Consider the following 10,119-nt stretch of genomic DNA (forward strand, 5'->3'; position numbering starts at 1 on the left):
GGGGGAGTTCGGTTGGACCGGGGTCAGAAGCATGGCGGTGTGGTCGCCTCAGTCGTTGTCGACAAGTACCGGGGTGACGCACGGCGGGTCAGGGACCGTACGCAGCTGCGGAGAACGGCCTCGCGCTTTGTGGAACAGGCCGCCCGCCTTGGTTTTGCTGCTCCGTCACTGGGTGTGAGCAGCTCGGGGAGGGACGGCGGAGCCGCACCGTCCGCAGGGCGCGAGCAGATCCGCGACCTGGTGCTGCGTCTGAGGCAGCAGGCGGTGGACAGGAAGATCCTCTACTGGACCGGGCACGGCGAAGTCGTGTCGGGTGCCTTCTACCTCGCCTGTGAAGACAGCTACGAGGACGGGGAGTTCGATCCCGGCCGGGCCGTCTCGGCCGAGGAACTCGTCTCCTGGCTCGCCGAGGACCCCACGGACACCCTGCTCGTCCTGGACGCCTGCTTCTCCGGCGAAGCGGTGCGCGAGGTCAGCCACCACGTCAAGGACGCGCGGCTGAGAGCCGGCGTCGACGACGCGGAGGTCGGATTCGCCGTCGTCGCGACCGCCGGCTCACGGCAGGAGGCGCTGGAGGGACACTGGGTCGACTGCCTGGAGCAGGTCCTGTCGACCCCGGAACAGATCATCGACGGCAGCGCACGGATCTTCCAGCGCGAGAACGAGTTCGTCCCCTTCCAGCAGCTGATGAGCGCGGTCAGGAGCCGGACCGGGGAACAGGTCCCCTTCTGGCAGGAGCCGCAGACACTGCGCGCCTGGTTCCTGCCCAACCCGCACTGGTCCCCGCGGGCGCGGTCCGCGCTGCGTCCGGAGGACGACCGGTCATGGATCGGCAAGGAACTCGCCGGCGAGGAACTGCCGGTCTTCTCCGGCTCGGGCGAGAGCTGGCACCTGCGGGACTTCGCCTCCCGACATCGGGTGCTCGCCGGCCTCGTCGACTGGCTGCGCACCCGGGAAACCGGGATGCTCACGGTGACGGGAGCGTCCGGCGCGGGCAAGTCGACGCTCCTGGCGTATGTGGCGCACCTGACCGTCGAGCACTTCGTGGCCTCCCTGCCCGAGGACCGGCGTCCTCGGGTGCTGCCCGAACTCCGCTCGGTCAACGCCGCGCTCCACTGCGGCGGCAGGACGCTGTCGACGCTCTGCGAGGAGCTGGCACGAGGCCTCACACCGCTCGGACTGGACACGGCACAGATCAAGCACGGATCACCGCACAGCCTCGTGCAGCAGGTCGAGGCACTGGCGGAGCGCAAGGGCAGTCTCACCCTGATGTTCGACGGGATCGACGAGGCGGCCGCGGGGCACTCCTTCGACATCGCACGCGGACTGCTCAACCCGCTGGCGGCCCTGCCGGGCGTACGGGTGGTGGTCGCCACCCGGCCGAACGCCCGCCGCCGTCTTCCGGGCGAGCTGCGCGCCGAGACCCTGCTGGACGTGTTGCACACCACCACCGTGATGGAGCTGGACCGCAAGGACGAGACCGAGCAGGACATCGCCCGGCACGTCGAACGGCTGCTCGCCGAAGGGAACTCTCCCTACGGACAGCCGCACGCCGCGCAGCAACGCGGCGCCGTCGCCAAGCAGATCGCGGCCGGCAGCAACGGCCTCTTTCTCGTGGCCACCCTGTGGGCACGGCACGTGGCCAAGCGGCTGGTGCCGTCCGACGCGGAGCAGGTGCGCAGGGAGTTACGGCAGGGGACGTCCGTCCTGGACGCCCTGCTGGCCGAGGAGCTGTCTCGCCTCGACCCGCAGGACACCGCTCGTGTCCGGGACTTCATGACCGCTCTCGCGCTGGCCCAGGGAGTCGGACTGCCCCAGCCCAGGGTGTGGCTGGCCGTGACCAACGCGGTGCGTGCTCCCGAGAGCCGGGAGTACGGGGAGCAGGACCTGCGTGACGTGATCCGCCGGGCCACCGGCGTGACGATCGCGAAGGACGTCGAGGTGGACGAGGAGGTCTACCGCCTCCACCACCCCAGCTTCGGCGCCCATCTGCTCGGCGACGAGCTGCGGCAGCGGGAACAGCACCGCGCGGTCCACCGGGCCCTGACTCCGCGCCGCGGTGAGGACTGGCGGACCGCGGAACAGTACGTGAAGCGTCACCTCACCGCACATGCCGCCCTGGGCGGGGACGACCTCCTCGAGGAGCTGGTGACCGACTGTCACTTCCTCGTGGCCGCCTCGCCCGACATCCTCGAACCCCTGGTCGCCGCCCGGCTCCCGACCACCCCGCACAGCGCGCTCTACCTGAGCGTCGCCGGCCATTTCCGCCGGCACGACGCGGAGGAGGGCAGATGGGCGATGCTCCGGGCCACCGCGCTGGCCATGTTCGCGCGGGAGTTCCTCGCCGCCGTGCCCAAGCCGTCGTCGGTGTTCTGGGACGACGTGTGGAGCAGCGCCGTACGGCTTCCGCTGCACCGGAGCTGGCCCGCCCCGTCGGGCGGGGCGCTCGCCGTGCACTGGGAGGCCCACGGGGACGGGATCATCCACGCTTCGGGCGCCGGTGAGGTCAAGTCGTGGACCGCGGAGGGACACGAGATCCGGGGCAGGGACACCGGGCCGGCCACCTGGGCCGCCCCTCCGCGGCAGCGGGGCGTGACGGCGTCGGGCCGGGGCGACAGCCGGGTGGTCGCCACGGTGGACCGCCTGTGCGTGCGGATGTGGCACGGCAACGGCAGGTACCCGGTGGAGGAGCTGTACTGGGGCGGGACTCCCGGCGCGGTCGACTCGGTGCGGTGGGGCAGGGAGGTCCTCCTCGCCACGGTCGACGGTGACCGCGTCTGGCTGTGGCGGTGGGACAGCACCATGGAGTACTCCCGGAAGGAACTCCGTACGCACACCGTCGGCGTGCCGGTCCTGTGCGTCTGTCTCCTGGTGGCGGGTGAGAGGGCCGCGGTGATCACCGGGGGCGCCGCAGGGGTGAAGGTGTGGGAGGTGCCCGGCCGGAAGACGATGAAGGAGCCGTTGCATCGGGTCCGGTCGCTGGGGGACGGCATCGAGCAGGTCGTCGCGGTGTCTGCACTGGCCCTGCCGGACGGTGCCGGACCCGGGGCGGTGATCGGGGCGCTGGACGGCCATGCACTCCACACCTGGCGGATGGACGACCTCTTCCAGGGAGAGGCACGCCCGCTGTTCAGCCCCGGCCCCGCGAGCGCCGGGCGGGCCGTGACCGTGGGACGGGGTCCGCGTGGACTGCTGACAGCGGTGGGTGAGGACGCGGCAGTCCGTGTCTGGGACGAGAGGGGCGCGGAACAGGTCTCGTTGCCCTGCGACCACGATCACCAGTCCCTGGCCTTCGACCCCTCGGGCACAGGGCGTCTGGCGGTGGCGGACGAGACGCGGATCCGTGTCTGGGAGCCCCATGATCCGCCGGCGGACGGTGCAGCGGCGGACGTCCCTCGCACCGGCGGGAGGGCGGCCGGCCGGACACGGCTGCGGGTGACGGACCCAGGGCCCGACGGAACCCTGCTGCTGAGCCGCTCGCAGGGCCCCGACGTGCTGGTGAGCCCGCACTCCTTCGAGGGGCAGGCCGGCGAGGCGCTCCGCCTCGCGCACCCCGCGAAGGTGGAGGCGCTCGCCGCGACGAGGGTCGGTGACCGCTGGCTGACCGCGGCGGTCGGGCGCAGGCAGGTTCTTCTCTGGACGCTCGGGCCGGGACTGACACTGCTGCATACCGAGAGCTTCGCCCTGCCGGGACCGGAGGATCGGCCGGTGCCTTCCCTGGCTCTCCAGGCCACCGGAACCGGCCGGCTGCGGCTGCTGTGGCCGTTCGGGCAGAGCGTGGTCACCTGGGAACGCGAGATGCGGGACCCCGGCACCTGGAGCGAGGCGCAGACGTTCTGGATGGGAGCCGCAGGCGCCGTACAGCGGCTCGAGGTGGTGGGGCTTGCCTCGGGCCCCTCGTGGCTGTCGGCCTGGGGCGGCAACGCGGTCCGGGTCTGGGACCTCACGGAGCCTGGCGCGAGGCCGCAGCCGGTCAGCGTCATCCAGGCGAAGGCAGTGGCCACGGGCCTGCTGCAGCGCACGAACACGCCGGTGCCGCTGATCGCCTTCACCACCGGGGAGACGGTGAAGTACGCCGAGTGCGACGGAGGGTACGCCGTCCCGACCGTTCTGCCGCGGCAGCCCGGAGGAGCACTCGACGGCGTCCTTCTGGCCGGTCCGGAGCAGCGGCCTGTGCTCGTGGGCTGGAGCCGGAACTCCGGCCGCCTCCGGCTCTGGGACGTCAGACGGGAGAAGGCGCTGGCCCCCATGGAATCGCGAGGGTACGACGTGACGGGCGTGGACTCGGCCTTCGACGGCCGTGGCATCACCCTCATGATCCAGGGCACCGCGCAGCACAGCGTTCGCTGCGACCAGGTGTTCGTGCCCTGGCCGGGCGAATCCGCACGCAAAGACGTCGAGTCCGCACGAAGCGACAGGGAGCGCGTTCTTTGAAGGACGATCTGGTGGTTCTCGTACCCGGCATCATGGGCACGGCCCTGACCCGGAACGGAGCCGACATCTGGGACCTGACCCCGGAGGCCATGAGCGGGCTCTTCCGGCCCGGGAGAACGAGAGACATGCTCAAACTCCCCAAGGGCCTCGGGGACGAGGACCCGGAGCCGCCGCACGCCCTGGAAGTGGGCGGCGTGATCCGCGGGCCGCGCCTTCTTCCGGGGCTGGTCTCCAACATGGAATGCCCGGACCTCCGTGAGCTGCTCGGCATCGAGCAGGAGAGATTCGTGGAATTCGCCTACGACTGGCGCCTGAGCAACCGCAATTCGGCCGAGAAGCTCAAGCGCTTCGTCCAGGAACGGTTGACCCGGTGGCAGGAGACGGCCGACCCCGAGCGGTTTCCGCGGGCCAAAGAGGCGAAGGTGATCTTCCTGTGCCGTTCCATGGGCGGTCTGGTGGTGCGGTACTACACCGAGGTGCTCGGGGGATGGGAGCAGACCCGGTCGGTCGCCACACTGGGCACACCCTTCTCGGGGAGCGTCAAGGCGTTGCGGTTCCTGACCGGCCGGGTGCGGTGGGTGCCGAGCCCGTTCCGCGAGTGGATCCACGAGGTCTGCTCGACCTACCCCTCGCTCGGCCAGCTCATCCCCACCTACCGGGTGGTGGTCGACCGTCAGGAGGGCAGGTCCCGGCTGAAGGGGCAACCGGTCGAGGGCGTGGAGACGCGGACGATCGACGACTCCTTCGCCTTCTTCCAGGAGGTGCAGCACGCCATCGAGGAGAACGACGCCGTACACGGCCTGAGGCGCTGCACGCTGGTCGCTCTGGGCGGCGACAAGCACCGGACCGACCAGGCGCTCTCCCTCTCTGCGGGAGGCAGGCCGAAGTTCCATCAGGACTTCTCGGATTCCGGTGATCCGGAAGACCACGGCCTGCGGCTTCGCGGCGACGGCACGGTGGCGGACGTCGCCCAGACCCCGCCAGAGTGGTCCGACATCGGTCGGACCGTGTGGCTCGACAACAGGCACGCGGACCTCATCAACTCCGTTCACGCCCTCAAGCAGCTCAGGCGCGTCTGCGACGGCCTCGAACTGGCCGGGGTGCTGAGCACCGGGGAGCCCGTCGGTGTCGAGTTTCCCGACTTCGCGCAGGCCGGAGAGCTCTTCGAGGTGTGGGCGACGAACGCCGACGCCGCGATGGGGCTGCGGGTCCGCCGTCTCGGCGAGGACGGCAGACCGGTGGCGGACGAGGCGATGCAGCCGTGCGGAGACGGGGACTTCCGCGCCGAACTGCGTGCCGAACCGGGCCGGTGGACTCTGGAGGTCTACTCGAAGGCTCTCGGGTACTCGTGCCGGGACGTGCTGTTGGTCGTCTAGCCGTACCTGACCGACGTCCGCCTCCGCCCGGACAGGCCCTAGGCTCGAACGTGCTTGGTGATCTCGACGGAGGGACTGAACTGCGGTGTCGGACAAGCGTGTTGTCGTCGTGACCGGCGGAGGTACGGGCATCGGGGAGGCCACCGCCCGGCTGCTGTGCGAGCAGGGCCACCAGGTGGTCGTCTCCGGCCGGCGGACCGAACCCCTGCGGCGGGTCGAGCGCGAGACCGGGGCCCTCGCGCACCCCTCCGACACCGGCGATCCCGAAGCGGCCCAGGGCCTCGTCCGGGCGGCTCTGGACGCGTACGGGCGGCTCGACGGGCTGGTGCTCAACGCGGGCATCGGGCGCGGGGGAGCCGTAGGCGACCTGTCCCTCGCGGACTGGGACGAGGTCATGCGCACCAACGTCACCGGTCCGCTGCTCCTTCTGCGCGCGGCGATCCCGCACCTGCTGGAGAGCGGAGGGGCGGTCGTCGGCGTCGCCTCGGTGTCCGCACTGCGCAACGGCACGAGCAACGCGCCGTACGCCACCTCCAAGGCGGCCCTGCTCCAGCTCTGCCGTTCCGTCGCCGTCGACTACGGGCGGCAGGGGATGCGTGCCAACATCGTGTGCCCCAGCTGGGTGCGGACCGAGATGGCCGACCGACGCATGGCTCGCTTCGCCGAGGAGGCGGACCTGGGAGACGGGGGCGTGGAGGCCGCCTACGAGGAGGCGACCAGGCTGCTGCCCATGGGACGGCCCGGTGAGCCGCGGGAGATCGCCGAGGCCATCAGCTGGCTGCTGTCCCCGGCGGCGTCGTACGTCAACGGCGCCGTGCTCACCGTCGACGGCGGGGCGACGGCACTCGACCCCGGGACGCACGCCTTCGACTTCCGCATCGCGCCACGCGGTCTCCGGCAGTGAGCGTTCACGTGTGGGCCGGACCCTGCGATCCGGTGGCCGGGGCGAGCGTCGACATCATGTCGGCGACCTCGGCCAGCTCCTCCTTCGTGGGGGCGGACCGGTGGGTGCGCCGGGGGCGATTCCTGGTGGTGCGGGGCGAGCCGGGCGGGGTTGCCGCCTCGACGCGTGCCCGCACCTTGTCGTAGAGGTCGTCGTCGAACCGGTCGCGGTCGCCTTCCCCGGATTCGTAGTGACGGAAGATCTCCTTCATCTCGCCCACCGGGTGGCGGGACGCCTCACCATGTTCGGCCCAACTCTCCAGCGCCCACTCGGCGTAGTCGTCCATGCGATCGACGATGGTCCGATGGGCGTCGTCGACCGTGTCCCCGAAGTCCGTGAGCAGTTCGGCGAACTGCAGGGCCCGGGTGAAGGACTGCCAGTTCGGCAGGTCGACGGCCGCGATCCACTGCGCCGCCTGATCGATCGCGGTCCAGCGGAACGCATTGTGCTGGGGGTTCTTCGAATTCCCGAGCCAGACGAGGATGTCCTCGATCGTCTCCTGGTCCCATGCCTCGCCGATCACGGCCTCTTCACGGATGCTCCGCCACCCGATGTCGTGAATGCGTTCCGACTCCACGGCGGTGCCGAACTTCAGGCAGACCAGGGCGCGGTGAGCGGGATCGTCTGCAGAGTGGTGGCCCATCGTCACGACGGTCTCCGCCCGGAAGGCCCTCTCCACGGCCTCCTCCAGCTCCGGCAGGCAGCGCTTCAGTGTCTTGAGCACCTGCTTCCCGCCGCGCGCCGAGAGCATGGACCACAGCGACTCGATCTGTTCGAAGAGCCCGATCCGGCTGACGAAATCCCGCATGTCGTCGGGGTCACCGGAGACGAAGTCGCGCATGTAGTCCCGCACCGACGGGTTGTGGAACTCCACGAAGACGTAGTGGACGACATGGCTGCCGGTCCGAACGGTCCTGACCATGGTTCCGTCCAGCACCTTCAGAGAATGCCGCAGCTCCCTGAGCGAACCTCCCGACTTGACCCACACGTCCTCGAGCGTGTCCAACCGGACTGCGGCCAGGAAGGAGAGCAGCGTCTTGAGGACGAGCACGTCCGACGCGCTGATCTGGTGGTTGACGATGTGGTCCCACACCCGGCCCGGGTCGTCGAGGTTCGCCACCAGCTCGGCCGCGACGCGGTCCGTGGCGATGCCGAGCAGCTCAGCCTCCGCCAGGGTGGCGGCGATGACGCGGGGATTGAAGTTGTCGTGCCCGACGACGGGCGCGTAGACGTCCCGCGAGGCGAAGAGCGACTTGGTCCGGTCCGGGAGGCCGGAGGCGGCGACGTGGTTGTAGAGGATCGCGGCCCGCGCCCGGTAGGTGTAGTCGGCCACGTCGAGCACGCACGTCAACAGGTCGAAGCGGTGCCGGTCGAGGCGTTCGTAGCGCTGCCTGGCCTGGGCCAGGATGTACTCCCGTGTGGTGAGCAGGAACCTCTTGCCGGGCGTGCCCGCCACCCGCTGCATCAGGGAGATGAGGCGGCCGTCCTCGTTCTTTCCCAGTTTCTCGCCGATGGCGGTCTGCCCCAGGAAGTCGTCGTAGTAGAAGATCTGGGGCACCTCGGCGTTCCAGAGGGCGTTGGCCTCCTCCACGTCCTCGGAGATCTCCACGAGTTCGTAACCCTGGCTCAGGTAGTGGGCGCACAGCACATGGCTCAGCGTGGTCTTCCCCACCCCCGGCGCTCCGGCGACGACACACACGTGCCGGTCTTCGAGGAGCCGCAGCGCCGCGTCACGGCTCCCGTTGTCGGCGTACGTCCGCAGGGTGTGGCCGACTCGCTCGGCGAGGTCCTGCGAGCGCGTGACGATGCTCTTGGACAGAAGGGAGTTCAGCACCGAGGCGCTGGTCAGCCAGAGCCTCAGGTGCCGCTTGACCACCTGCTCGTGCTTGCGCAGGAGCGCGTCGATGTCGTCCTTGCCGTAGATGTCGCCGGGGGATCGGACGAACGGCCTCAGCAGTGCGTGGAGCTTGTCCTTCGCGGACCGGCTGAGTTCCACCGAGGTGGCGAGGACGTACCGTCCCGGCCGGAGCCCGGCCAGCTTGGGGGCTTCCACCTTCCGCATGTGGTCCAGCAGCTTGGCCCGGCCGGACCGGTGGAAGTGCTTGCACTGCACGACGAGGGCGGGGTCGTCACCCTTGAGGTGCCGGAGGTCCACGCCGCCGTCCGGTCCCGGGGTGAAGATCTCCAGCCGGACGCCGAACTCCAGCTCGAAGAGGTCCTTGCACACGGCCTCGAAGTCGAAGTCCGTGAGCCTGCCCAGGTCGAACGTCTCCACCAGCCCCGCCCCCGCCCGATCGTCCAGCGGCCCCGGATCCGGTCCACGGCCGCTGTACCAAGATCCCATGGGGCAGGCGTCGACTCACGCGTCGGCTGCGGAATCCGGCCCTTCCGCGAACGCGGCCAGAATGCGTTCCGCCGCCAGGGTCGCCGTCAACGTGCCGTCCCTGACCTGCTGTTCGAGCGCGGGCGCGGCCGCGCGTACCGCGGGGTGCGCGTGCAGGCGGCCCAGGAGTTCGTCGCGGACCATCGACCAGCTCCAGTCGACCTGCTGGTCCCGCCGCTTGGCGGTGAGCCGTCCGGTGGAGTCGAGGAGCGTGCGGTGCTGTTCCAGCCGCTCCCACACCACGTCCAGACCGGTGGACTCACGGGCGCTGCAGCTCAGCACCGGCGGAGTCCAGAACGCGTCCTTGCCGTGCATCAGCCTGAGCGCGCCCGCCAACTCCCGTGCCGCCGCGCGCGCGTCACGCTCGTGCGGACCGTCCGCCTTGTTGACCGCGATGACGTCGGCCAGTTCCAGGACGCCCTTCTTGATGCCCTGGAGCTGGTCGCCGGTGCGGGCCAGCGTGAGCAGCAGGAAGGAGTCGACCATGTCGGCGACCGCGGTCTCGGACTGGCCGACGCCGACGGTCTCGACGAGGATCACGTCGTAGCCCGCCGCCTCCATGACCACCATCGACTCGCGCGTCGCCTTCGCGACCCCGCCCAGCGTGCCCGCGCTGGGGGAGGGGCGTACGAAGGCGTTCGGGTCCACCGCCAGGCGTTCCATGCGGGTCTTGTCGCCGAGGATCGAGCCGCCGGTCCGGGTGGAGGACGGGTCGACGGCGAGTACGGCCACCCGGTGGCCCAGCGAGGTCAGCAGCGTGCCGAACGCGTCGATGAACGTCGACTTGCCCACGCCCGGCACCCCGCTGATGCCGATCCGCCGCGCCCGGCCGCTGTGCGGGAGCAGCTCGGTGAGCAACTCCTGTGCCAGCGCCCGGTGCTGGGGGCGGGTGGACTCGACGAGCGTGATGGCGCGGGCCACCAGGGCCCGCTTCCCGTCGAGCACACCCTTCACATACGTGTCGAGATCGATCGCTGCCATGC

The 10,119-nt window shown here is 70.5% G+C and carries 5 protein-coding genes; 3 read left to right on the forward strand and 2 right to left on the reverse strand.

Annotated elements, in window-relative coordinates; translation table 11 throughout:
• The first annotated feature begins 174 nt into the window (after positions 1 to 174).
• The 3 genes from ACWC5O_RS41555 to ACWC5O_RS41565 all read left to right on the forward strand — a co-directional run bounded on the left by ACWC5O_RS41555 (position 175) and on the right by ACWC5O_RS41565 (position 6,714).
• Entirely contained in the window at positions 175 to 4,434 is a 4,260-nt protein-coding gene (locus ACWC5O_RS41555; RefSeq protein WP_450591684.1) for an AAA family ATPase, read from the forward strand.
• On the forward strand, positions 4,431 to 5,810 hold the full coding sequence (locus ACWC5O_RS41560) for an esterase/lipase family protein (RefSeq protein ID WP_450591683.1): 1,380 nt from the start codon (positions 4,431 to 4,433) through the stop codon (positions 5,808 to 5,810). The genes ACWC5O_RS41555 and ACWC5O_RS41560 overlap by 4 nt, the downstream gene beginning before the upstream one ends.
• Positions 5,811 to 5,895: 85 nt before the next feature.
• Positions 5,896 to 6,714 carry an SDR family NAD(P)-dependent oxidoreductase gene (locus ACWC5O_RS41565; protein WP_450591682.1) on the forward strand — a complete coding sequence of 273 codons (819 nt, stop codon included), beginning with the start codon at positions 5,896 to 5,898 and terminating at the stop codon, positions 6,712 to 6,714.
• A gap of 4 nt (positions 6,715 to 6,718) precedes the next feature.
• On the opposite strand, the gene ACWC5O_RS41570 is transcribed toward ACWC5O_RS41565, so the two are convergent.
• Entirely contained in the window at positions 6,719 to 9,097 is a 2,379-nt protein-coding gene (locus ACWC5O_RS41570) for an nSTAND3 domain-containing NTPase (protein ID WP_450591681.1), read from the reverse strand.
• 15 nt (positions 9,098 to 9,112) lie between these two features.
• Positions 9,113 to 10,117, reverse strand: a complete 1,005-nt coding sequence (meaB, locus tag ACWC5O_RS41575; RefSeq protein ID WP_450591680.1) for a methylmalonyl Co-A mutase-associated GTPase MeaB — start codon at positions 10,115 to 10,117, stop codon at positions 9,113 to 9,115.
• Positions 10,118 to 10,119: the final 2 nt, after the last annotated feature.

Source organism: Streptomyces sp. NPDC001450 (genome assembly GCF_053597295.1).

Bases quoted from the DNA above. Each gene is read 5' to 3' on its own strand.
- ACWC5O_RS41570 (WP_450591681.1), bottom strand. From the start codon at position 9,097: ATGGGATCTTGGTACAGCGGCCGTGGACCGGATCCGGGGCCGCTGGAC.
- meaB (WP_450591680.1), bottom strand. From the start codon at position 10,117: ATGGCAGCGATCGATCTCGACACGTATGTGAAGGGTGTGCTCGACGGG.